Raw genomic sequence first — 25560 nt, forward strand, 5'->3', positions numbered from 1 at the left:
GCATTATGGAGATTATTCAAATTGTTAGTATTGGGATCGTTGCGAGTTTATTAGTGCTCATTATGAAAGAACAGAAGCCATCATTCGCCTTCTTTCTTATTCTATTAACTGGTATTGCTATTTTCACTGTTGTTATTCAGCATATTGGCGAGATACTTCAATTAATTAAATACCTTGGTGAAAGAGCAAATGTGAAAGGAATGTATATCGACACAATCTTGCAAATTATTGGAATAGCTTACATTGCTGAATTTGGAGCGCATATTACAAGAGATGCTGGTCTTAGTTCTGTTGCGGCTAAAATTGAGTTAGGTGGAAAAATTTTAATACTCGTATTAGCAGTACCAATATTAACAGCAGTTATTGAAACAATTATAGGGTTTATCCCTGCCTAGGGTGGGAAGGGAGAAGGGTGTAGTGAATGAACCAAGCAATAAAGTTGATGGTTGCAATCTTTGTTTTGTTGATGATGATTTACTCATGTCCTCTTCTGACATCTGCAGATGCGAATCAAAACGATGAGAAAACGATGGAGAATATGGAGTTAGATTCTATCTCATTTAACGAAGTAAAAGGTTATTGGGATGAAGTTGTTAATGAATATGGAGGTTACTTACCTGGAATACAAAAGACCTCTTTTTTTGAGTTTATCAAAGGTCGTGGAGACTTATCAGTAAAAGAGTGGATAGTCGGACTTTTAGAATTTTTATTTTATGAATTGGTGATGAATGGGAAGTTACTAGGTACCTTAATAATGCTTACATTATTTTGTATGATTCTACAAACACTCCAATCTGCGTTTGAAAACAAAGCAGTAAGTAAAGTAGGCTATGCGGTTATCTACCTAGTTCTGGTCGTATTGGCATTGAATAGCTTTCAGCTTGCAGCATCTTATGCTAATGAGACAATTTCTACAATGAGTAGTTTTATGGTTGCCCTACTTCCTTTAATGCTTGGATTAATGGCATCATTTGGAAATTTAGTTGCTGTTTCTTTTTTTCATCCTATAGTTGTCTTTCTCATTCATACAAGTGTTTTACTAATCTCAAATGTTGTCATCCCATTATTTTTTCTCTCAGCACTTCTACAAATTGTTAGCACCTTAAATGAAAGCTACAAAGTAACGCAATTAGCGAATTTGTTAAAAAACATTGGTCTAGGATTACTAGGTGCTTTTTTAACCATTTTTTTAGGTGTTATTTCAGTCCAAGGTGCAGCCAGCGCTATTCAAGATGGTGTAGCGATGAAAACCGCTAAATTTGTAACTGGAAATTTCATACCAGTTGTAGGAAGAATGTTTACAGATGCTACAGACACTGTACTTAGTGCATCTCTCTTGTTGAAAAATGCAGTGGGCATTGTCGGTGTGGTGATATTACTAGCTATTATTTTATTTCCTGCTATTAAAATATTTGTTATCTCTATTATTTACAAGTTAACTTCAGCTCTATTACAACCAATTGGGGACGGGCCTGTAATAAAATGTATGGATATTATTAGTAAACACATTTTATATATTTTTGCAGCGCTACTAGTTGTATCGTTTATGTTCTTTTTAGCGATTGTTTTATTAGTCGCTTCAAGTAATTTAACTCTCATGCTTAGATAAGAACTTTTTAGGTCATATCGTTCAAGGAGGGGTTAGCGATTGATATTATTATTGATTGGATTACACAAATTATTTTATTTTTACTACTGGCCATGATCATTGAATTAATTTTACCTAACTCTTCGTTAAAAAAATATATCAATTTGGTAGTTGGATTGGTATTAATCTTAATATTTTTACAGCCTATTTTTCAACTTTTCCAAGTAGATATTGAAGATATTTTAGATAAAGCAACACCCGCTTTAGATACGACTCTAGAAGAAGAAAGAATGAAAAATTCAATAGAATTAAAGAAAAATGAAATACAAGCCCAACAAGATGCATACATTTTAGAAGAGATGGCTGTCCAAATGAAAAATGAAGTGAAAGAGGGGTTGAGAGAAAACTATGGGATTAGTATTTCAAACATAACATATGAGTTTTATGAAGAAATGGATATTAGTTTGGATTCACTGAAGACGGTACAAGTTACTCTACGTGAAAAAGCAGAAACTCAAAATGTTAGTGCCGTAGAGGAAGTAGTTATTGATGTTCAAAAAGATGAAATAACTGATGAAACGACTTCAGATATGGATGATGATATTAAATCCTATTTACGTGAAAAGTGGCAGCTTGAAGACCAAACAATTAGCCTTCTATGGGAAGGAGGGATATAGTGGAAAATCCATTAAAGAAACTTTTTTCCCATTTTAAATTAAAAACAGATGATGGGAAAGGTCCTACAAAAATGGGGTATATTCTCTTAATTGCACTAACAGGTATTTTGATACTTATTGTTAGTAGTATGATCAAAGATCAAACAGCAAATAGCGATGAATTATCTTTAATAAATGAAACAGAAATTTCTTCAGAAGATATAGAGACGTCTGCTTCAAACAAAGGTGGAAATAGAACCAGTGAAGTGAAGGATCTAGAAAAAGAGTATGAAGAGAGTTTAACGATGCTACTAGAGGAAATAACCGGGGTTTCTCAGGTAGAGATTATGGTAAACCTTGATTCGACCAATAAAAAAGTATATGAAAAAAATTTAATCATTGGTACTCAGACAACGGAAGAGACTGATCAAAATGGTGGAGAAAGACAAGTGAAAGATTCTACCCAAGAAGAGGAAGTAGTCATCGTAAGACAAGGAGACAAAGAGGTTCCACTGATTATACAGACGAGAAAACCAGAAGTGAGGGGAGTGTTAGTCGTAGCAAAAGGTGTAGATCATATTGAGTTGAAGAAATGGGTAGTAGAAGCAGTATCAAGGGTACTTGATGTCCCTTCTCATAGAATTTCTGTTATGCCTAAAAAATAAAGGGGAGGAATAATAATGTTAAAAAAGCAAACAGTTTGGTTGTTAACGATGCTAAGTCTAATGATTGTGTTGAGTGTGTATTATATGAGCTCGCCAAATGGAGAAGATTTGGCCTACATGAATCAAAATGAAGCAGAGAGCAATGAAGCTGCTACTTCAGATTTAGGAGAAACGGAACAAATGATGGAAGGGGAAGAGATGGATGTTGAAGGAATGATGGAAGGGGAAGAACAAGAGGTCATTTCTTCTACGTCAACGGATGAATTATTTACAACGATAAGAATGGAATTAAACGATCAAAGAAGTAGACGGTTGGATCAATTAGATGATATTGTCGCGTCTAGTACAGCATCAACGGAAGAAAAGAATAAAGCTTATGATGAAATGAAAGAAATTGAAAGCACGTCTACGAAAGAAACAATTTTAGAAGAAACAATTGAAGCTGAGAATGGTTATCCGGATGTATTAGTTAGAACTGTAGATGGCAATGTAGTTGTCACAGTAAAAGCAAATGAACTTTCTCAAACAGAGGCAAATAATATTATGAAATTAGTAAGTGATGAATTCGGACCAGTGGAGGTAGAAGTCAAATATCAACCAGTTAATGAATAATCTACTTAATGTAAAACCAAATTGGTACTGACTCTTGGGTGAAACCTATTGGGTCAGTTTTTTCTTGTGAAATTACAGTGTGATATGTGATAGGATAGATAAGAAGTAAAACTTACATAATATTTGAAGGAATAGTTGCAGTTTTACCTTTTTATTCGGTAAAATGTAAAAGGAGTTATTAGTACCTGTTATTATATGTAAATCAAGAAAGGGTGCAAGTAATGCTAAAGATACAAGAAATTCACGAATTGATTAAGCGAATTGATGAGTCTTCGATTGATGAATTCACATTTGAAACAGATGGAACTAAACTTTCTTTGAAAAAAAACAAGGAACAAGTGGTAACTACACAGCCCACTTTTGCTTCTGCTCAACCTTCTGCTCAACCTTCTATTCATACCGAATTAACTGAGCAAACTACTAATACGGAAACAGTAACGAAGTCCGATACTCCTAAGGATGCGAGTGTTACTAAGGCTGAATACGATCATGAAATAGTTTCACCAATGGTAGGAACCTTTTATCATGCGCCATCTCCCGATAAGGATCCATTTGTTCAAGTAGGAGATAAGGTGCAGGCAGATACCATTGTTTGTATTGTTGAAGCAATGAAATTATTTAATGAAATTGAAGCGGATGTTAACGGTGAAATTGTTGAAATACTAGTTGAAAATGGCGAACTGGTAGAATATGGACAACCATTATTCCGAGTAAAGACAGTATAAGGGGATGACATTGTGATTAAGAAAATCTTAATTGCTAACCGGGGAGAGATAGCTGTTCGTATTATACGTGCCTGTAAAGAGATGGGAATTGAAACAGTTGCTGTTTATTCTGATGCCGATAGTGATTCTTTACATGTACAACTTGCGGATGAAGCTTACTGTATTGGCCCTAAGCTTAGCAAGGATAGTTATTTAAATTTCACAAATATCATGAGTGTAGCAACACTAACTGAAGTAGACGCAATACATCCAGGTTATGGATTTTTATCTGAAAATGCTGACTTTGCAGAGATTTGCAAGGAATGCAATATTACTTTTATTGGTCCTAGTGCATATGCTATACAAAAAATGGGTACCAAAGACGTTGCTCGAGAAACAATGAAGCAAGCTGGAGTTCCGATCGTACCAGGGTCGGATGGTATCATTGATAGTGAAGAAGAAGGGCTTGAAATTGCAGAACAAATTGGCTACCCAGTTATTATTAAAGCGACAGCTGGTGGTGGCGGTAAGGGAATCCGTGTTGCAAGGAACATGGATGAACTAAAAAAGGGTATTCGTGTAACTCAGAACGAAGCAGAAAAAGCATTTGGTAATCCAGGTGTTTATTTAGAAAAATTTATTGAAGATTTTCGACATGTGGAAATACAGGTTCTAGCCGATAATTTTGGAAATGTTATTCATTTAGGTGAAAGAGATTGTACGATTCAACGTAGGCTGCAAAAACTAATTGAGGAAACACCTTCACCAGCAATCACACCTAATATACGCGAACAGATGGGTGATGCTGCAGTTCAAGCAGCGAAAGCCGTTGAATATTCAGGTGCTGGAACAATTGAATTTATTTTTGATAAGAATGAACAAACGTTTTATTTCATGGAAATGAACACAAGGATACAGGTGGAACATCCGGTGACAGAAATGGTTACAGGAGTAGATTTGATAAAGGAACAAATAAAAGTTGCTAACAATGAGCCGCTCTCACTTCGACAGGAAGACATTGAATTTAATGGATGGGCAATAGAGTGTCGAATAAATGCTGAGAATCCTTTTAAAAACTTTATGCCGTCACCTGGTGAAATAAGCATGTATCTCCCACCAGGAGGATTTGGTGTTAGAATTGATTCTGCTGCATATCCTGGATATAAAATTCCACCATATTATGATTCAATGATTGCAAAATTAATTACATATGGTGCAACTAGACAAGAGGCTATCCAACGTATGAAACGTGCATTAGGTGAATTTGTAATTGATGGAGTTTTTACAACAGTACCATTTCACAGCAAAATGATGGATCACCCTGTTTTCATAAGTGGAGATTTTAATACAAAATTTCTGGAAAAGTATACTATAATGGATAATGAATAAAGAATAAAAATAATGTGATCCACCATTATTTGACACACTGAGTTGTTAACCATTTCAAAGGAGTGAGTGCAAGTGAGTGAAAACTCGTTGTTAAACGTAAGTGAGGATTCCAGTCTTGGTAAAGTAGAAATTGCTCCTGAAGTTATTGAAGTGATAGCGGGAATTGCAACAACAGAGGTAGCTGGTGTTTCTTATACAAGAGGTAACTTTGCAAGTGGTGTTGTGGAAAGGTTTGGTAAAAAATCACATGGAAAAGGAATTAAGGTTGAGCTAACAGAAAATGGTGTTCTGATTGATGTCTATGTGGTCATTGATTTTGGTACAACAATTCCTGATGTTGCTCAAAAAATTCAAACAAATATACGGCAAGCCTTAAAAAACATGACGGCATTGGATATTGATGAAATAAATGTACATGTAGTTGGAGTGCATATGGACTACAAAGAGGATCCAGCTGATCTGGAAGATTAAAAACGAAAAAACATATGATGAAAAAGACCTGAGGAGGAAAGAAACACTCATTTCAGGTCTTTTTTATTTGTACGCTAATTTTAAAATTTATTTTAGAATAGATTTTTCAACTTGGATAAACGTAATGATATCGATAGAATTAGATTTATCGGTTTAGGAATAGCTTTGATTGGAGGAAAATGTTATCATTTGTAACAGATATAGCTAAAAACCCGGATATGTTTTTGATAATGGAAAATTAACTTGTCAAAATGAAGATGGAACAGATTATTTATTTTGTATAAATTCACAAATATTATGATAGATAGTGAATAAGGAGAATGAAAATGAAACGAAGAGCAGCTAGAGAAAAAGCCTTTCAAATACTTTTTCAAATGGATATTAATGAAATTAAACCAAAAGAAGCAATGGATTATGTGTTAGAAGAAGAAGAGAATGATCAATTTTTGTCTCAACTCGTGCACGGGGTAATTGAAAACAAAGCCGATATTGATGAAAGAATTTCAAAACATTTAGAGAATTGGACCATCGCTAGGTTAGCTTCTGTTGAAAAAACACTGTTACGTATTTCAACTTATGAAATGTTTTATGATGTAGATACACCACAAGGGGTTGCTATTAATGAAGCTATTGAATTAGCTCATGTTTATGGAGATGAGAAATCAGGTAAATTTATTAATGGTGTACTTTCAAAAATGATAAAGTAAGGAGAGAGTTTTAATGACAGCCGAAGTAATCTATGGAAATGTATTAGCAGAAAGTATGAGAAATGAAATGAAAGAAGAAGTGGACAAATTAAAAGAGAACGGGATTGTTCCTGGTTTAACTGTTATATTGATTGGAAGTGATCCAGCATCACAGTCCTATGTGAAAGGTAAACAAAAAGCTTCAGATAAAGTTGGGATTCATTCAGACCTAATTGAACTTCCGTCAGATACGACGGAACAAGCGTTATTAGATTTAATTCATCAACTGAATAATGATGAAAAGGTGCATGGTATTTTAGTTCAGTTACCATTGCCAAAACATATTAGGGAACAAGTGGTTATTGAAACCATTGATCCTTCCAAAGACGTAGATGGATTTCATCCAATTAACATTGGTAGGATGATTGCAGGTAAAGATACCTTTTTTCCTTGCACACCCTATGGAATCATACAAATGCTGAAGTCTAAGAATATTGAAATAGAAGGAAAGAATGCAGTGGTTGTTGGAAGAAGTAACATAGTAGGTAAGCCTGTTGGACAACTTCTTTTAAATGAAAATGCTACAGTTACTTATTGTCATTCTAGAACAAAGAATATGCAAGCATACACGAAATCTGCTGACATTTTAATCGTGGCTGTTGGTAGAGCACACTTTTTATCTGGTGATGATATTAAGGAAGGTTCAGTGGTTATTGATGTAGGTGTAAACCGATTGGAAACGGGGAAATTAACAGGTGATGTTGACTTTGAATCTGCAAAAGAAAAGGCAGCGTATATTACTCCTGTTCCAAAGGGAGTTGGCCCGATGACAATAACAATGCTTTTACATAATACCATTAAGTCAGCAAAAAAATATTACAACTTTTCCTAATTGATATATATGTTTATAGTGTATGCTCAATAGGACAAAAAGCGCGGGAGATGTTTAAGCCGGGCCAACGAAGAAATTCAATGCGCCGAAATATTGAACATCCCCGTATATTTAGTATTTTAAAAAAAGACGCAGGTGTAGAACGTGAAAGAAAAATATTTAACTGTAACTGCTTTAACAAAATATATTAAGAGAAAGTTTGAATTGGATAACCACTTAAAAGGCGTTTGGCTAAAAGGTGAAATTTCGAATTTTAATCATCATAGCCGTGGCCATATGTATTTGACGATTAAAGATGATCATTCCAGAATTCAAGCAGTAATGTTTGCGAGTAATAATAGACTTTTAAAGTTTAAACCAGAAAATGGCATGAATGTGTTGGTTAAGGGGCAGGTAAATATTTACCCACCCCAAGGTCAATATCAATTATATATCCAACAGATGGAGCCTGATGGAATAGGTGCCCTTTACTTAGCGTTTGAACAACTCAAAGAAAAGCTAAAAAATGAAGGGTTGTTTGATGAATCAAGAAAAACACCAATTCCTCGTTATCCAACTCATATTGGTGTCATTACCTCACCAACTGGTGCTGCAATTCGAGATATTATAACCACTATTCGTAGAAGATATCCGATTGTTAATGTTAGTGTGCTTCCAGTTCTCGTACAAGGAGAGTATGCGAAAGATTCTATTGTCCAAGCGATTCAGCTAGCAAACCAATTAGAGGTTTTTGATGTTTTAATTGTTGGCAGAGGTGGTGGTTCGATAGAAGAATTATGGAGTTTCAATGAGGAAGAGGTTGCTAGAGCAATAACGTCATCAAACATACCTGTTATATCGGCAGTAGGCCATGAAACGGATTTTACAATAAGTGACTTTGTTGCAGATATGAGAGCTGCTACCCCAACTGGAGCTGCTGAATTTGCAGTTCCTTCACAACGTGAATTAAAAGAAAAAATATCTGGTTTGGAAAAGAACCTTAATCGTATAATAAGTGAAAAAGTTAAACAGTCCAATGAACGGATACTCAAGCTTAAGAAATCATATGCCTTTAGATATCCTGAGCAACTAATTCAACAAAAAGAACAGGAATTAGATAAAACAATTGAGCGTATGTCAAAGGCTTTAATCAAGCTGCAAGGGCAAAAAAGCGAGAAACTAGAAAATTTATTTAAGCGGTTCATTCAGCAACATCCAGAAAAAAAGATAAGTCAAAACAGGGAAAGTCTGTCCCGATTAAGGACAAGGCATCAGCTTGCTTTTAATCAAAATTTCTCTAAAATGGAGTCGAAATTTTCAACGTATGTAGAAAAACTTACTTTATTAAATCCTTTAAATACAATGAAAAGAGGATACTCGATTGCTTATGATGAGGATGGTAAGGTTATTCAGACAGTGAATCGTGTACACCCTGGTGATAAATTATCAGTTAAATTCTATGATGGGACAATAGATTGTCAAGTATGGGGGCTAGAGGAGGATTCGGAATGACGAAAGAAGATTTATCATTTGAAGAAGCAATGAAACAATTAGAACAAATTGTTGAAAAATTAGAAGAAGGAGATGTACCGTTAGAAAAAGCTATAAATTATTATCAAGAAGGAATGAATTTATCCAAATTTTGCAGTGATAAGCTAACAAAAGTTGAGAAGCAAATGGAGCAGATCGTAAATGAACAAGGGGAGTTCAAACCATTCACGATTCAGGAGGATGAATAATAAGTGGTTGTTCAATTACCAAATTACATACTAGAACGTCAACAAGAATTTAATCAGGTATTAGAAGCTTATATCAATCGAATTAATGCTCCTCAACGATTAAAGGATTCCATGTTATATTCATTAGAAGCAGGCGGAAAAAGGCTTCGCCCGATTTTAATGATGACAAGTTGTGAATCTTATGGCGGGAATGCCGAATCGGTTTTACCTACTGCAATTGCTTTAGAGTTTGTACATACTTATTCGTTAATCCATGATGATTTACCAGCCATGGATGATGACAATTATCGGCGAGGAAAGCTAACTAATCACAAGAAATTTGATGAAGCAACCGCTATATTAGCAGGCGATGGATTATTGACGCATAGTTTTACGATTATTTCAACGGACCCGACATTATCAAATGAACAAAAAGTATTTTTAATACAGAAGTTGTCTGAGGCTAGTGGACCAGAGGGAATGGTAGCTGGACAGCTATTAGATATTCAAGCAGAAAAATCAGGCGTGGAGTTAAACGAACTAGAGAAAATACATCGCTTGAAAACTGGACAGTTGATTATCTTCGCTATTGTTAGTGGTGCATATATTGGTGGAGCAACTACCAAACAACTTGAAGCACTTAATAAGTTTGCTGGTTACCTAGGACTGATTTTTCAAGTACAAGATGACATTTTAGATGTTACTGGTGATCCAGACTTAATTGGCAAACCAGTTGGTAGTGATGAAAATAACTTTAAAAGCACCTTTCCAAAGTTACTCGGGTTAGAAGGTGCGAAAAAGCAAAAACAGTTATATGTTGATAAGGCAAAAGAGGCCTTACGTCATGCAAATATAAAAAATTCATTATTGGAAGAATTTACTGACTATTTAAGTGATAGAAGCTATTAGACTAGTTGTTAAATGGATTGAGAATATTTCTGTTTTGTGTTATATTATATGTTACAAAAGGAATGGTGCAGTATTCTAGTCAGTCCTCCGATTCTGAAGGCGGGCCTAAAAATCCGCTAAAGGGCACATCGATGAAGTTCCTTGTGCTGGCTTGAGGCGCCCAGCCTTGGGTCAGTGCTGGGAGTTAAGGTAGTAGGGCGATCCACAAAGGCATGTGGGCGAAGACCCTGCTTCCGCGGAGGCCCATCTCTGTGGTGGCTACTAAGCCTAGTAGCTGCCATGGAATGGGGTATGAACCTGCGAAGGTAGGGAATGGTATCTCTATCCGCAGCGTAGCCTGCCTTGAGTGGTACTGAGGGGATTACGGTCATAAATGTGAAGGTAGATGGCCACTATCTTACACATTTTTCTTCCGTATGAAATCAGTGCTGCAAAAGAGGCTAAGAATCGGTTAAAGGCTGTCGAGGAAACCTCCTAGACTGTTCTGTTCAGGACATTTATCAGGAATTATAGTGCGGACTAAGTGGTAATCCAGTCCAGCATTCGGAGACGGTGCTGAGTCGGGTTTAAAGGGAAACCGCCAGAATGGTGACATTCGGTACCCGATTGGGAAAACCTACTGGACCTAAGCCGCAATTTTTACCTGGTTAATGACCATTCCTTCTTTATACATATTTTAACTTTTAAATTTTGTTGCAGAGGGAATAATGAATGAAAAGCCATTTAAAAAAATCACTTAAATTTAGTATAAGTATTGCCGTTATCACGTTAGTGTTAGCGGCTATTTTTTCAATTGTGTCGTCCTCTATATTAAGTGGCGTCATGTGGATTATTGGTTTAATTATTGTATTTATCATTGTATTCATTGGTGTTTTGTTTGATACGGTTGGGACTGCGTCTGCTGCAGCCCAAGAGCCACCATTTCATGCAATGGCGGCAGAAAAAGTTGTTGGCGCAAAACAATCCATTTTTATTGTACGAAATGCGGAACGAGTTGCCAGTTTTTGTAATGATGTGATTGGGGATATATCTGGAATAATAAGTGGAACTGCATCTGCTATTGTAGTTATACAAATTAGTAATTTATTGGGACATTCAGATGGCTCAACAGTCCATATTACAATTTCCGTCTTATTAACTAGTGTTGTTGCAGCATTAACTGTTGGTGGTAAAGCTCTTGGGAAATATTTTGCAATTCATTCATCAACTAGTATTGTACTATTTGCTGGTAAAATTATTTATTTTGCAGAAGAGAAATTAAAATTAAAGTTGTTACCAACTGATAAGAAATAAAATTAACTGAAGGTGAGGACTCCCGAAATGGATCTAACAAAGATTAAAGATCCTTCGTTTTTAAAAGAACTCTCAAACGAAGAATTAGAATCGTTAGCCTTTCATATTAGAACTTTTTTGATTGAAAAATTGTCTGTTACCGGTGGACATCTGGGGGCTAATCTTGGCGTTGTCGAGTTGACTTTGGCATTGCATAGACAATTCAATAGTCCACAAGATAAGCTTATTTTTGATGTAGGTCATCAATCGTACATTCATAAGATACTCACGGGCAGAACCGGACAGTTTGATACACTACGTCAATATAAGGGTTTATGTGGATTTCCAAAAATGAGTGAAAGTGAACATGATGTTTGGGAAGCAGGCCATAGTTCGACTTCATTATCTGCTGCAATGGGGATGACCATTGCAAGAGATTTAAAAGGTGATAGTAACTTTGTTGTCCCTATTATTGGTGATGGAGCACTAACTGGTGGGATGGCACTTGAGGCTTTAAACCATATTGGCCATGAAAACAAAAATATAATTGTCATTTTAAATGATAATGAAATGTCAATAGCTAACAATGTTGGCGCTCTCCATAATGCTTTAGGAAGAATGAGAAGTGCCGGAAAGTATAATCGAGTAAAAGATGAAATGGAATGGTTAATGAAAAAAATTCCTGCTGTAGGTGGTAAAATAGCACAAACTGCTGAACGAATTAAAGACAGTATGAAGTATTTTATAGTACCTGGAATGCTGTTTGAAGAGTTTGGTTTTACTTATTATGGTCCGGTAGATGGCCATGATTTCAATGATTTGCAGGAAAATATCCAGTACGCAAAGAAAACAGATGGACCAGTTTTAGTCCATGTCATTACTCAAAAAGGAAAAGGTTATCATCCAGCAGAATCAGATAAGAAAGATAAGTGGCACGGAGTAGGACCATATAAAATTGAATCGGGAGAAAAAATAAAGCCGGTTAACCAAGCTCCGGCTTGGAGTGAAGTTGTCAGTAATACACTGCAAAAAATCGCAAGACAAGACAATCGATTAACAGTGATTACCCCGGCGATGATTTTAGGCTCAAAATTGGACAAGTTTCAAAAGGAGTTTCCAGATCGCTTATATGATGTAGGTATAGCAGAACAACATGCAACTACTTTATCCGCTGGACTAGCAACCCAAGGGATGAAGCCGTTTTTAGCGATTTATTCTACATTTCTTCAACGGGCCTATGACCAATTGTTACATGATGTCTGTCGCCAAAATTTGAATGTTGCTTTTGGAATTGACAGGTCTGGTTTAGTTGGTGCAGATGGTGAGACGCATCAAGGTGTATTTGATATTTCATTTTTAAGGCATATGCCAAACATGACTATTATGATGCCAAAGGATGAAAATGAGTGTCAACACATGGTGAATACCGCAATTAAGTATAATGATGGTCCAATTGCTGTTAGGTTTGCAAGAGGAAATGCACTTGGTGTACCAATGGATACAGAATTGAAAACAATTCCAATCGGTACATGGGAAATATTGAAAGATGGAACAGACGCAGCAATCCTAACCTTTGGTACAACAATAGAAATGGCGATGAAGGCTCATGAGAAATATAAAGCTCAAGGTATTTCGATAAAAGTAGTCAATGCCAGATTTATTAAACCATTGGATGAATCAATGCTTCATGAAATAATGTCTTCTGATTTACCAATCCTGACATTAGAAGAATCTGTTCTTCAGGGTGGATTTGGAAGTGCCGTTTTGGAATTTGCGGAGGAAAATAATTATGCGCTTAATCATATAGAACGAATGGGTATTCCTAATCGTTTTATTGAACATGGTAATGTTAAAGAGCTATTAAATGAAGTTGGGTTAACAGAAGATTCTGTATCTAATAAGTTAAAACAAATTTTACCTAGTAAAAAACAAAGGGCATGAAATCTATGGGCAAAAAAATAAGGCTAGATGTCTTACTGGTAGATAGAGGATTGATTGAAACAAGAGAAAAAGCAAAACGAACAATAATGGCTGGTTTAGTTTTCAGTGGTCAAACAAGGTTGGACAAACCAGGACTAAAGGTTGAAGAGGATATTCCGTTACAAGTAAAAGGAAAGGCTATTCCTTATGTTGGTAGGGGCGGTCTAAAACTAGAAAAAGCTCTGAATGCATTTAACTTGGATGTAACTGGTAATATTATGGTTGATATTGGCTCATCTACTGGTGGATTCACAGATTGTGCATTACAACACGGGGTAATACGAAGCTATGCTATTGACGTTGGCTATAATCAATTGGATTGGAAACTTAGAAATGATTCAAGAGTAGTAGTAATGGAGCGAACGAATTTTCGCTATGTAACTCCTGACATGTTTCAACATGGATTGCCCAATTTTGCTACAATAGATGTTTCGTTTATTTCGTTAAAATTGATTTTACCAGTATTATCTAAATTACTTGTTCAAGGAAGTAATATAGTGGCTCTGATAAAGCCCCAATTTGAGGCAGGAAAAGAGCAGGTAGGTAAAAAAGGGGTTGTACGTGACCCTGATGTACATAAGAAAGTATTAGAAGGTATGCTAACACATGCTCAACAAGAAGGCTATAAAATAATGAATATTACTTATTCTCCAATAACAGGCGGGGACGGAAATATTGAGTTTTTAGCTTATTTAAAATGGGATTCAGATGAAAAAGAAGGAAATTTCGTGATTGATGTCGAAATTGACAAAGTAGTCAAAGAAGCACACCTTGAATTACAAAATAACAACAAGTAATTGGGCTACAAATGTAGCCTTTTTTACTTGTGAATAACGCATTAAAAAAATAATATGGGGTAGAATTGTCAATTTGAAAGAGAGGGGGATAAGATGAATAAGGGACAACGTCACATTAAGATTAGAGAACTAATAACGAATGATGATATAGAAACTCAGGATGATTTGGTCGAGCGATTGAGAAACCTTGGGTATAATGTTACACAAGCTACAGTTTCTAGAGATATTAAAGAATTACATTTAGTAAAAGTTCCAATGGTAGATGGACGATATAAATATAGTTTACCTGCTGATCAGCGCTTTAATCCCCTTGAAAAATTACGAAGGTTGATTATGGATGCCTTTGTAAGTATTGATACTGCTGGATACTTTATTGTATTAAAAACTTTACCAGGAAATGCGAATGCAGTTGGAGCTTTGATTGATAATTTAGATTGGACCGAAATCTTAGGTACTATCTGTGGTGATGATACAATATTGATCATTTGTAGATCAGAAAACGATACGGACACAATAAAAGAACGTTTGTTAAGTATGTTGTAAAATCTCCCAGAAAAAGTATGGGGTGACTAATATGTTAACGGAGCTTTCTATAAAGGATTTTGCCATTATTGATGAGCTTACTATTACATTTAATGAAGGCTTAACAGTATTAACCGGTGAAACAGGGGCTGGAAAATCAATAATTATTGATGCATTAGAGCTACTAACAGGTGGTAGAGGTTCGGTGGAATTTGTTCGATATGGAGCTGATAAGGCTGCACTTGAGGGCTTATTTATTATTGATAATAAAAATCATTCAATCTTTTCCAAAGGAGAAGAGTTTGGAATAGAGATTGATGATGGCATGATTGTACTTCAACGGACGATTACATCTGGTGGAAAAAGCATATGTAGAGTGAATGGTAAGTTAGTTACATTAGCCATTCTTAAGGAGTTTGGTAAGGTTCTAATTGATATCCATAGTCAGCACGAAACACAATCTCTGATGGATGTTGAACGTCATATTGAATTACTGGATTTATATAATATAAAAGAAATTGAACATGTGAAAGCTGATTTTTTAAAATATTATCATAAGCTGAACGCTATTAGAAAGCGTTATAGAAAATTAAGTGAAGATGAACAGGAAATGGCTCAAAGGCTTGATTTATTGGAATTTCAGCTTAATGAACTACAAGAAGCTAACCTGATCCCCAATGAAGATGTACAATTAATGGAAGAACGGGAGAAATTGGTTAATTTTGAAAAAATTTTTCATGGTTTACAAGATGCCTACGATGCTTTATACGGTGAACAAAAAGGGTTAGATTGGCTTTCCCTTGCTTTAAATGGATTAGAAACGGCAAGTGAATATGATGAGCAATTGAAGGAAAGAAAAGAAGCGTTCTCAAACCATTATTATCTTATTGAAGAACAAATGTTTGAATTGCGCAATTATCTTGATAATTTAGAGTTCGATTCTGAGCGATTAAACTTAATTGAAGCAAGATTAAATGAAATAAATCGTTTGAAAAAGAAGTATGGCTCTACAGTAGAAGAAATGATGGAATATTCTTCACATATTGAAGAAGAAATAGATCAAATTAAAAACCGAGACACACACCTACAAAAGCTAAAAAACGAAATAGAAGACATAGGGAAGGATGTATTGTTAGAAGCTAAACATTTACATGACCTTCGTAAGAAAGCTGCATTATCTCTTATTGATGATATTCATGAGGAATTGAACAGTCTTTACCTCGAAAAAGCAGCATTTGATGTTTCTATTGAAATAAACAAAAGTAGCAAAAGTGACCTTGAATTTGATGGTAAGCAAGTACAATTGTCGTCAAATGGATTCGATACTGTTAAATTTTTAATAAGTACTAACCCTGGTGAGCCATTAAAGGAAATGAACAAAGTGGCTTCTGGTGGAGAACTCTCGAGAATTATGTTAGCACTCAAGAAAATTTTTGCCAAACATCAAGGTGTAACAAGTGTAATATTTGATGAAGTTGATACTGGGGTAAGCGGAAGAGTTGCACAAGCTATTGCGGAAAAGATATATGGAATTTCTTTTGGTTCTCAAGTGTTATGTATTACTCACTTGCCTCAAGTAGCTTCCATTGCAGATACTCATCTTTTAATTGAAAAACAAGTGTCAAATAAACGTACGAAAACAACAGTCCAACCATTATCAAAAGAAGATAGAGCTGTTGAATTGGGAAGAATGATTACTGGAACCGAGCTAACTGAAACATCTAAGGAGCATGCAAGAGAGTTAATAAAACTTGCTGATAAGATAAAGAATAATAAGTAATCAAAAAACTTTACCTATATGGTAAGGTTTTTTTGTTTTTCGTATTCGTTGTTTTATATTACACAGTTGACACATAATGCGACATAACCTTTGCGTGGAATTGCTTTAATACACTTTTTTTGAATCGGGTGCAATGACCGCTTCGGCAGAATACTTCGCTTTCCGCAGCGATATTCGAAGCTATCACTCTGGCGCATTAATCTGTTGATGTGCATGTTAGCTTTTGCCAATTAGGCTTATTATAAAAACCAACAACCTTTTAAAAAACATCCTTTTATTTGAATTAGTTATTATACATGCAAAAAAAGAGACAATACAGGAAATCATACCCGTAATTTCAGAACTTTACAGGGTTTAAAAATCACCTTCTAAGGTCAAATTAGAAATACAGAAAAAAATATGGGTTAGGAACGAGGAGAGTGAAAAAATGAGTGTAAAGAGTTTGCGTAATGGAATAGGAATAATGCTCCTTGTTGCTTTCCTGTGTATTCCATTTATAACACCTATACAGACTTACCTTTCAATACCGAATCAAATAACTGCGTTTAACAATCAAGACTCGATAAGCGTTCCTACTTTAAGTAATAATTTTGAAATTAGAAATAAAAATACAGAAGAAGTTATTGAAGCAATAAATGCTTCGGAATTTAAAACTTTGGCTGAAGGTAATAGCGATATCGTTTATGAAATGGCTGGATTACCTATAAAAAAAATAAACGTTGATGTGATAAAGGATTTTAAAGTTATTCCTGGAGGACAATCAATCGGTGTTAATTTACAAACTTTAGGAGTATTAGTAGTTGGCCATCACTTAGTAAGTACTAGTGAAGGAGAAGTATCTCCTGGAGAAGAAGCGGATATACAAGTTGGAGATACATTGCTAAGTATAAATAATCAACAAATAAAAAACATGAAAGAAGTAGCACCATTAGTGAAAAAAGCTGGTGAAGCCGGAAAACCATTAACAGTAGAGGTGAAACGAGGAGACCAAACGTTTACGACAAAGCTTAAACCATATTTGGATAAGAAGGATGAAAAATACAGAATTGGTTTGTATATTAGAGACTCAGCAGCAGGTATCGGAACCATGACGTTTTATGATCCAAAATCAAAAAAATATGGAGCTTTAGGACATGTTATTTCTGATATGGACACTAGAAAGCCAATTGAAATTAATAAAGGGACAATCGTACGTTCAAATATCAGGTCAATTGAGAAAGGAAAAAACGGGACTCCTGGTGAAAAGCAAGCAGAATTTTCAGCTGATGATGCACAAATCGGAAATATAACAAAAAATAGTCCGTTTGGCGTTTTTGGCAAATTAAACAAAAAAATATCAAATGGCAAATGGGATGAGCCAATGCCAATTGCATTATCTCATCAAGTTAAAGAAGGACCAGCGAAAATTTTAACTGTCGTTGAAGGAGAGAAAGTGGAAGCATTTGATGTCGAGATTGTAAATAGTGTCCCACAAGAATATCCTGCAACCAAAGGGATGATTGTTAAAATAACGGACAAAGAGCTTTTAAACAAAACTGGAGGAATAGTTCAGGGAATGAGTGGAAGCCCAATTCTTCAAGATGGAAAAGTTATTGGGGCTGTCACACATGTTTTCGTCAATGACCCCACGTCTGGATATGGTGTTCACATCGAATGGATGTTAGATGAAGCAGGAATCGACATTTATGAAGGACAACAAGAAGCAAGTTAATAGATGGAAAAAACTCTTATCGAAAAGATAAGAGTTTTTTTAAAGTTATAGTAATTCTAATGCAATTCTAATACTGGCCTTTAGACACCAGCAATGAAGAAGGGATTATAATGTTTTTTACAGGTATATTACCAATTGTATCAAATTATGGTACAATTTAATAAAGATTTTTCGACAAAACCGATTTTGTTTTGTCGTAATTACTCGAAAAAATGCGTAAATAAGAGTAAATTAAAGCATTTGCCAAAAAAATTAAAGTTTTTTAACAAAAAGAAGGAATTTTCGAACTTGTGTCGAAAATGTTACGTGTTACAGAGGAGGATTACTTTAAGGAGGAACGAATGTGGAAAAAATCAAAATTTGTTTAGTCGATGATAATCGTGAGTTGATTAATTTGATGGAGGATTATTTTGAAGATCAGTCAGACTTGGAGGTAGTCGGTACAGCTTACAACGGAAAAGAGTGTTTAGAATTATTAGAGGATATTGAGCCAGATGTACTGATACTGGATATTATTATGCCGCATGTGGATGGATTGGCTGTTTTAGGTAAAATAAAAGAACTTGAAAGAGCCAAGTATCCAAATGTGATTATGTTAACTGCATTTGGACAAGAAGAAGTAACAAAAAAAGCTGTTGATTTAGGTGCATCTTATTTTATACTAAAACCATTCGATTTAGAAAATCTTGCAGATCAAATTAGGCAAGTACATGGGGTAACTTCCGCAGTTGGAAACAAAGTTGTTAAACAAAAAACTACTGCAGAAAATAAAAAATTTGATCTGGAAGCCAGCATTACTAACATTATTCATGAAATTGGAGTTCCAGCTCATATTAAAGGGTATATGTACTTAAGAGAAGCAATCACAATGGTTTACAATGACATTGAATTGCTAGGTTCTATAACAAAGGTTTTATACCCAGATATTGCAAAAAAATATAATACCACTGCATCACGAGTAGAACGTGCAATCAGACACGCAATTGAGGTTGCATGGAGCAGAGGAAACATGGATTCGATTTCGTCATTATTTGGTTATACAGTTAGTATTTCAAAAGCAAAACCAACAAATTCTGAGTTTATCGCAATGGTTGCCGATAGACTTCGATTAGAACATCGTGCAAGTTAAATCTCAACTTACATAAAGAGCCTGCTTTTTTAAAATAGCAGGCTCTTTTTTTTTTATGATAATAAGTAAACGCTAAAATTTTGAATAATTGCAGTTTTAAAGAGGCATTTTAACAGTAAAGGAGGCGTAAGCATTGAAAAAAATAGTATACTTAATGTTATTCTTGTTTTTGCTCATACCGTACACAGTAGTATCTGCTCAAAACACCTATACGGTACAACCTGGTGACAGTATGTGGAAAATTGCTTTGAAGTATAGAATAGGGGTAACTGAAATTATTGAAGCAAACCCACAGGTGGAAAATCCAGACTTAATCTACCCACAACAAAAACTTACGATTCCGAATATTGATGAAATCAAGCATACGGAACACCAAGTTATTCAATTAACAAATCAAGAAAGAGCAAAAAATGGTTTGCCAGCCTTAAAACCGGATTGGGAGCTTTCTCGTGTTGCGAGATACAAATCACAAGATATGCATGATAAAAGGTATTTTTCCCATACAAGTCCAACGTACGGTTCTCCATTCACAATGATGCAGGATTTTGGCATTCAATATACGAGTGCAGCTGAAAACATAGCTAGGGGACAACGGACCCCTCGTGAAGTAGTGAAGGCATGGATGAACAGTCCAGGACATCGTAGAAATATACTGAATAAAAACTATACACATATCGGTGTAGGTTATGTGAAAGATGGAAAGTATTGGACTCAGATGTTTATAAAAAAATAAAATAGAAACTCGACACTCAATATAACGAGTGTCGAGTTTTTTACATGTAACAAAGACTTTGAGTACAATCAAGGTCTTTTTATTTTGATTGTAAGTGAAATTATCCGGTCTTTTAACAAAATGAAAAGGAAAACCATCGAAATCACCAATATACGTTATTATATTATTTATTTAGGGAAGATTTCCGATAACAATTATTTAAGAAATATGTTAATATTTAGAATTGTACAGAAAACTAAAAATGGAGAGGTTAAAAAAATGAAAGTAGCAAAATTCGGAGGAAGTTCAGTAGCTAGTGCTGAACAGTTAAGAAAAGTTGCTAATATTATAACGGATGATTCAGATCGAAAGGCAATTGTAGTTTCAGCACCGGGAAAAAGAAATGAACAAGATACGAAAGTAACAGATTTATTAATTGCTTTGGGGGAGGCATATCAAAGAGGAGAATCATACGAGGAGCAATTAGAGCAAGTGGTTGCTCGTTTTAGAGATATTACAAATGAGCTTGGACTTGATGATAATGTTCTTTCAGAAATAAAAGAGGATGTAAAAGAAGTATTTGCTTCTGATTACAGTGATGCATTTAAGATTGATGCAATTAAATCAATCGGAGAAGACTCATTAGCAAAAGTACTTAGTAATTACTTAAAATCACTTGGCTTACAAGCAACCTATTTGAATCCTAAGGATGCGGGTATTTATGTAAGCGATGAACCGGGAAGTGCACAAATTCTTGAAGAAAGTTATCAATATTTGTACAAGTTAAGAGATAGAGAAGAAATTGTTGTTATTCCTGGGTTCTTTGGTTATACAAAAGATGGTAAACTTGTGACTTTCTCTCGTGGAGGTTCCGATATCACTGGTTCGATTGTAGCGGCTGGTGTACAAGCAGATTTATACGAAAACTTCACAGATGTTGATTCTGTATATTGTGTCAATCCGAATATTGTTAAAAACCCTAAAGAGATTACATCTTTAACTTATAAAGAGATGAGAGAATTGTCTTACGCTGGTTTTTCTGTTTTTCATGATGAAGCACTTATTCCAGCTTTTAAGGCCAGTATTCCTGTTTGTATTAAGAATACAAACAACCCTAATGGCTTAGGTACTATCATTGTTGCTCAAAAAGAAACAAGTGAGAATCCTGTCGTTGGAATCGCAAGTGATACTGGTTTTCTTAGTTTATATGTAAGTAAATATTTAATGAACCGTGAGCTAGGTTTTGGGCGTCGTTTGTTAAATATTTTAGAAGATGAGTGTATCTCGTTTGAACATACACCATCAGGAATTGATGACTTATCTGTTATCATTAGAGAAAGTCAGTTGACGAAGGAAAAAGAACAAATAGTGATCAACCGAATTAAGAATGAATTAGATCCGGATACAGTTTACATTGAACGAGATCTTGCTCTTATAATGATTGTTGGTGAGGGAATGGATAGTACAATTGGAATTGCTGAAAAAGCTACTTCTGCTTTTGCAAAAGCCAACGTGAACCTAGAAATGATTAACCAAGGATCTTCTGAGGTTTCTATGATGTTTGGAGTGAAAGCTTCAGGAGTTGAAGCAGCAGTGAAATCTTTATACAAAGAATTTTTTGAATAATAAAAAAGAGACTGATCGTAGGTAGTCCCGATATTCCGCAAAAAGTGTAATAAAAGTATTGATATTAACCGAAGAAAAACAGACCAATCACTATACGATTTGGTCTGTTTTTTCGTTATTTCTTCCGTATAACCGAACTACTTGGTTAATCAGTCACTTTTTGATTCCTTCATTTTCTCATCTTGATTGTTTTTAAATCGTCCCTTTGTAAGGTTTCTTTTTCGGTCCCTATGTAAAATGAAACCGCCAATAAAGCCTAACCCACCTAAAAAAAGCAGTAATCCTACTATAAATTGAATACTTAAATGGAAAAAGTAAGGATAAAATTCTGCAAATGCTGCATCTCGCATTAATTTTATTCCTAAGGTAGCCAATATTCCTGGCAAAACTAATAATAGTAAAGCAATTATTCTCATATTTATCCCTCTATTTCTTACTCAAGTCATTAACAATACGGTATTTAAATTATTTGAGAACGCATTAGTAGTATAGCAAAGCATATGATAATTGAAAACCGCTCGGACCTTGCCAAAATTTGCAGTAAAGTATAAGATGGAACTATGCAAAATAGTGCAAGGATGGTAACGTATGATACGAGTCCTAATAATTGGCGCAGAAAAAAAGTGTATTCCGATTTTGAATTTATTAATTGAAGCTGAATTATTTGAAATTGTGGCAGTTGTAGACAAGCACCAGGATGCTCCGGGGCTTGTTGTTGCGAAGCAATTTCAGTTAAAAACAGGTTGCAATTGGGAATATTGGTTAAAAGAACCTATTGATATCATCATTGATGCTACAGGGTCTGGTGATACTTACGATGCTATTTGTAAGATAAAAGAAAAAGACACAGAAATAATTACATTAAAAACAGCTATATTACTATCTGAATTAATGAAGGAACAGTTAACACGTCTTCATACACTAGAAACAGATAAATTTTACTTGAATGCAATTTTTAGTAAGACAAATGATGGTATCGTCATGGTGGACGCTCATGAAATGGTAACCTTTATGAACAGTAAGGCAGAAGAAATCATAGGTGTAAATAGAGAAGAAGCTCTTTCTAAACCAATACGGGTTATTATTGATCATTCGAGACTACCTAACGTCTTACGAACACGAAGAAAAGAAATCGATCAACAAATGACTTTAAAAAATGGCAAATCAATTTTAACTACACGGATACCAATTATTGATTCAAATAATATTCTGCTTGGAGCCGTTGCTATAATCAGAGAATTTGAAGATCTGATAAAATTAACAGAAAAAATAATGGATGTTCATTTTAGTGGAATAAAACATGTTGTTCGTGCTATTTTTAACTCTACTGATGAGGTCATTAATATTGTTGATAATGAAAATAAAGAAATAATTTCAACTCCAGCTTTAAAGAAAATTATGAAAGCTGACGAACACGTAGAAAATTCTCTGGACTTGTTTCATCGTAGAGTTTTGCAAACTAATAGAACAGAACAAGACCAAGTATTGATATCTGAAGCTTTAAACAAAGAATTCACTCTTACTGTTAATCCAATCAAGCATTTTGGAGAGGTAAAGGGTAGTATGGCCATATTACATGATGTTACTGACAGAAAAGAATTAGCTGATGAATTAAAGAAGACTAGGCAATTAATTAGGAATATTGAGGGTATGCCTACATTTGAGGATGTTGCTGGTTCCTCAAGTGTCATGACTGTAGCAATAGAACAAGCTAAAGCAGCGGCAAAGACCTCTGGTACTATTTTGTTACGAGGTGAATCAGGTACGGGGAAAGAGCTATTTGCTAAAGCTATTCATAACGAATCGAACCGAAGGCATAATAAATTTATTCGAGTCGATTGTTCGATGAAAGATGAGGCAAAGCTGGAACAATTATTGTTTGGTAAGGATAATCCGTACAATGAAGTTACAGGGTTATTAGAGCAGGCTAAACGTGGAACTATCTTTCTGGATGAGGTCAGTGAATTATCAATAAGAATGCAAAAAAGATTATTACAATTACTGGATGAAAATAAATTTGTTCGTGGCTCAACTATGGTTTCTCTTGATACTCGGATTATTACTGCTACAAAGAAAAATCTTGAAAAGGCTATTGTAGATGGAACATTAATGGAAAATTTATATTATCGTTTAAACAGGTTATCTATCTACATACCTTCACTAAGCGAAAGAATGGAGGATTTACCAGAAATTGCTCTTTTTTTAATAAATAAGTTAAATCAGTTTTATGGTAGAAATATTTCAGGAATTGATAAAGAAGCACTCACTTTTTTGAAACAACACCATTGGCCAGGAAATGTTAGTGAGTTAAACATCATTCTGAGTCATGCAATGCTATTTATTGAACCTTATGAAGATACTATAAAACGTGACCACCTTCCTAGTCTTGAAAGAAAACCGTTGACCAGAACTATAGAATGCACTCATTTATCAAATCGGACGTTACAACAATCAATGGAGTTATATGAGAAGGATATAATTCATATGGCTTTAAAGGAAAATAATTACAACAAAACAAAAACAGCAGAAGCTTTAGGGATTTCTATCCGTAATCTTTATTATAAAATGGACAAATATGGATTTTAACATGTCATATTAAATATTGTGTCATCAAAAAATAAAATAGATAACTTCTTAATAAATAGGAGGCCTCTACATGGAACTTTTCAGCTATATGGAAACCTATGATTACGAAGAGCTAGTATTTTGTCAAGATAAGCAATCAGGGTTAAAAGCGATTATAGCCATACATGATACCACTCTAGGACCTGCACTTGGAGGTACACGAATGTGGACCTATCAAACAGAAGAAGAAGCGATTACTGATGCTTTAAGACTAGCTAGAGGAATGACTTATAAAAATGCTGCTGCTGGCCTGAATTTAGGTGGGGGAAAAACAGTAATTATAGGGAATCCAAATAAAGATAAAAACGAGGCAATGTTTCGTGCATTTGGAAGGTTTATTCAAGGTTTAAATGGACGTTATATTACAGCTGAGGATGTTGGTACAACGGTTGAGGATATGGATATTATTCATGAGGAGACAGATTTTGTAACTGGTATTTCTCCTGCTTTTGGATCCTCTGGAAACCCGTCTCCAGTAACCGCATTTGGAGTTTATAAAGGAATGAAAGCCTGTGCTAAACACGTTTATGGAACGGATATTTTAGAAGGTAAAAAAATTGCTGTTCAAGGAATAGGAAGTGTTGCTTTTGCGCTTTGTGATTATCTACATAAAGAAGGCGCTAATTTAATTGTCACGGATATAAACAAAGAGGCTGTTAAACATGCGGTTGACGCCTATAATGCAAAAGCAGTTGATCCTGACGATATTTATTCCGTTGATTGTGATATCTTTTCACCATGTGCACTAGGAGCAACGATTAATAACCAAACGATTCCTCAATTAAAAGCAAAAATTATAGCAGGGGCAGCTAATAATCAATTGAAGGAATCAAAACACGGAGATGAACTTCATGAAAAAGGAATTGCATATGCACCGGATTTTGTGATTAATGCCGGTGGTGTTATAAATATTGCTGACGAGCTCAATGGATATAATAAAGACAGGGCACTAAAGCGTGTAGAAACTATTTATGATAAAATATTAAAAGTTTTTCAAATTTCAAATCAAGAGAATATACCTACCTATCAAGCTGCAGAAAAAATGGCAGAAGAACGAATTCAGATACTTAAACAGTCTAGAAGACAATTTTTACTAAGTGATAAACACATTTTGTGTAAAGAGAGAAAAAAGTGAGG

The 25560-nt window shown here is 34.9% G+C and carries 25 protein-coding genes; 24 read left to right on the forward strand and 1 reads right to left on the reverse strand.

Annotation, left to right across the window (positions count from 1 at the left end; translation table 11 throughout):
- The first annotated feature begins 5 nt into the window (after positions 1–5).
- The 22 genes from spoIIIAD to JOC48_RS00980 all read left to right on the forward strand — a co-directional run bounded on the left by spoIIIAD (position 6) and on the right by JOC48_RS00980 (position 21798).
- Positions 6–395 (forward strand): stage III sporulation protein AD, encoded by a 390-nt coding sequence (gene spoIIIAD, locus JOC48_RS00875; RefSeq protein WP_204497150.1) that lies wholly within the window; start codon positions 6–8, stop codon positions 393–395.
- Positions 396–421: 26 nt separating this feature from the next.
- Entirely contained in the window at positions 422–1609 is a 1188-nt protein-coding gene (spoIIIAE, locus tag JOC48_RS00880; RefSeq protein WP_204497151.1) for a stage III sporulation protein AE, read from the forward strand.
- A 50-nt stretch (positions 1610–1659) separates the two neighbouring features.
- Entirely contained in the window at positions 1660–2265 is a 606-nt protein-coding gene (gene spoIIIAF / locus JOC48_RS00885) for a stage III sporulation protein AF (protein ID WP_338024216.1), read from the forward strand.
- Positions 2265–2909 carry a stage III sporulation protein AG gene (spoIIIAG, locus tag JOC48_RS00890; RefSeq protein ID WP_338024208.1) on the forward strand — a complete coding sequence of 215 codons (645 nt, stop codon included), beginning with the start codon at positions 2265–2267 and terminating at the stop codon, positions 2907–2909. The genes spoIIIAF and spoIIIAG overlap by 1 nt, the downstream gene beginning before the upstream one ends.
- A 15-nt stretch (positions 2910–2924) precedes the next feature.
- On the forward strand, positions 2925–3521 hold the full coding sequence (locus tag JOC48_RS00895; RefSeq protein ID WP_204497154.1) for a SpoIIIAH-like family protein: 597 nt from the start codon (positions 2925–2927) through the stop codon (positions 3519–3521).
- 221 nt (positions 3522–3742) lie between these two features.
- Positions 3743–4246: an acetyl-CoA carboxylase biotin carboxyl carrier protein gene (gene accB / locus JOC48_RS00900; RefSeq protein WP_204497155.1), complete on the forward strand. Its 504-nt coding sequence runs from the start codon at positions 3743–3745 to the stop codon at positions 4244–4246.
- Positions 4247–4258: 12 nt separating this feature from the next.
- Positions 4259–5614 carry an acetyl-CoA carboxylase biotin carboxylase subunit gene (accC, locus tag JOC48_RS00905; RefSeq protein WP_204497156.1) on the forward strand — a complete coding sequence of 452 codons (1356 nt, stop codon included), beginning with the start codon at positions 4259–4261 and terminating at the stop codon, positions 5612–5614.
- 72 nt (positions 5615–5686) lie between these two features.
- On the forward strand, positions 5687–6085 hold the full coding sequence (locus tag JOC48_RS00910; protein ID WP_204497157.1) for an Asp23/Gls24 family envelope stress response protein: 399 nt from the start codon (positions 5687–5689) through the stop codon (positions 6083–6085).
- Between the two features lie 326 nt (positions 6086–6411).
- Positions 6412–6792 carry a transcription antitermination factor NusB gene (nusB, locus tag JOC48_RS00915; protein ID WP_204497158.1) on the forward strand — a complete coding sequence of 127 codons (381 nt, stop codon included), beginning with the start codon at positions 6412–6414 and terminating at the stop codon, positions 6790–6792.
- Between the two features lie 13 nt (positions 6793–6805).
- Entirely contained in the window at positions 6806–7663 is an 858-nt protein-coding gene (gene folD, locus JOC48_RS00920; RefSeq protein ID WP_204497159.1) for a bifunctional methylenetetrahydrofolate dehydrogenase/methenyltetrahydrofolate cyclohydrolase FolD, read from the forward strand.
- Positions 7664–7807: 144 nt separating this feature from the next.
- Positions 7808–9154 carry an exodeoxyribonuclease VII large subunit gene (gene xseA / locus JOC48_RS00925; protein ID WP_204497160.1) on the forward strand — a complete coding sequence of 449 codons (1347 nt, stop codon included), beginning with the start codon at positions 7808–7810 and terminating at the stop codon, positions 9152–9154.
- Positions 9151–9381, forward strand: a complete 231-nt coding sequence (locus JOC48_RS00930; RefSeq protein ID WP_204497161.1) for an exodeoxyribonuclease VII small subunit — start codon at positions 9151–9153, stop codon at positions 9379–9381. The genes xseA and JOC48_RS00930 overlap by 4 nt, the downstream gene beginning before the upstream one ends.
- 3 nt (positions 9382–9384) lie before the next feature.
- Positions 9385–10269: a farnesyl diphosphate synthase gene (locus tag JOC48_RS00935; RefSeq protein ID WP_204497162.1), complete on the forward strand. Its 885-nt coding sequence runs from the start codon at positions 9385–9387 to the stop codon at positions 10267–10269.
- 711 nt (positions 10270–10980) lie between these two features.
- Positions 10981–11562 (forward strand): hypothetical protein, encoded by a 582-nt coding sequence (locus JOC48_RS00940; protein ID WP_204497163.1) that lies wholly within the window; start codon positions 10981–10983, stop codon positions 11560–11562.
- Positions 11563–11589: 27 nt separating this feature from the next.
- Positions 11590–13482: a 1-deoxy-D-xylulose-5-phosphate synthase gene (gene dxs / locus JOC48_RS00945; protein ID WP_204497164.1), complete on the forward strand. Its 1893-nt coding sequence runs from the start codon at positions 11590–11592 to the stop codon at positions 13480–13482.
- Between the two features lie 5 nt (positions 13483–13487).
- Positions 13488–14318 carry a TlyA family RNA methyltransferase gene (locus JOC48_RS00950; RefSeq protein ID WP_420829200.1) on the forward strand — a complete coding sequence of 277 codons (831 nt, stop codon included), beginning with the start codon at positions 13488–13490 and terminating at the stop codon, positions 14316–14318.
- A 93-nt stretch (positions 14319–14411) separates the two neighbouring features.
- A complete protein-coding gene (gene ahrC / locus JOC48_RS00955) occupies positions 14412–14861 on the forward strand; it encodes a transcriptional regulator AhrC/ArgR (protein ID WP_204497166.1) in 450 nt (149 codons plus the stop codon).
- A gap of 31 nt (positions 14862–14892) precedes the next feature.
- Positions 14893–16620: a DNA repair protein RecN gene (recN, locus tag JOC48_RS00960; protein WP_204497167.1), complete on the forward strand. Its 1728-nt coding sequence runs from the start codon at positions 14893–14895 to the stop codon at positions 16618–16620.
- A 427-nt stretch (positions 16621–17047) separates the two neighbouring features.
- A complete protein-coding gene (spoIVB, locus tag JOC48_RS00965) occupies positions 17048–18331 on the forward strand; it encodes a SpoIVB peptidase (RefSeq protein WP_204497168.1) in 1284 nt (427 codons plus the stop codon).
- Between the two features lie 343 nt (positions 18332–18674).
- Positions 18675–19460, forward strand: a complete 786-nt coding sequence (gene spo0A / locus JOC48_RS00970; protein ID WP_204497169.1) for a sporulation transcription factor Spo0A — start codon at positions 18675–18677, stop codon at positions 19458–19460.
- A gap of 133 nt (positions 19461–19593) precedes the next feature.
- Positions 19594–20193: a SafA/ExsA family spore coat assembly protein gene (gene safA, locus JOC48_RS00975; protein ID WP_204497170.1), complete on the forward strand. Its 600-nt coding sequence runs from the start codon at positions 19594–19596 to the stop codon at positions 20191–20193.
- A 258-nt stretch (positions 20194–20451) separates the two neighbouring features.
- Positions 20452–21798 (forward strand): aspartate kinase, encoded by a 1347-nt coding sequence (locus JOC48_RS00980; RefSeq protein WP_204497171.1) that lies wholly within the window; start codon positions 20452–20454, stop codon positions 21796–21798.
- 149 nt (positions 21799–21947) lie between these two features.
- On the opposite strand, the gene JOC48_RS00985 is transcribed toward JOC48_RS00980, so the two are convergent.
- Positions 21948–22214 (reverse strand): DUF2627 family protein, encoded by a 267-nt coding sequence (locus JOC48_RS00985; protein WP_204497172.1) that lies wholly within the window; start codon positions 22212–22214, stop codon positions 21948–21950.
- 172 nt (positions 22215–22386) lie between these two features.
- Between JOC48_RS00985 and JOC48_RS00990 the strand changes: the two genes are divergently transcribed.
- Both JOC48_RS00990 and JOC48_RS00995 read left to right on the forward strand, forming a co-directional pair.
- Positions 22387–24384, forward strand: a complete 1998-nt coding sequence (locus JOC48_RS00990; protein ID WP_204497173.1) for a sigma 54-interacting transcriptional regulator — start codon at positions 22387–22389, stop codon at positions 24382–24384.
- 70 nt (positions 24385–24454) lie between these two features.
- Positions 24455–25558: a Leu/Phe/Val dehydrogenase gene (locus JOC48_RS00995; RefSeq protein WP_204497174.1), complete on the forward strand. Its 1104-nt coding sequence runs from the start codon at positions 24455–24457 to the stop codon at positions 25556–25558.
- Positions 25559–25560: the final 2 nt, after the last annotated feature.

Origin of the sequence: Aquibacillus albus, assembly GCF_016908325.1 — a bacterium.
In the GTDB taxonomy this organism is placed as follows: domain Bacteria; phylum Bacillota; class Bacilli; order Bacillales; family Amphibacillaceae; genus Aquibacillus_A; species Aquibacillus_A albus.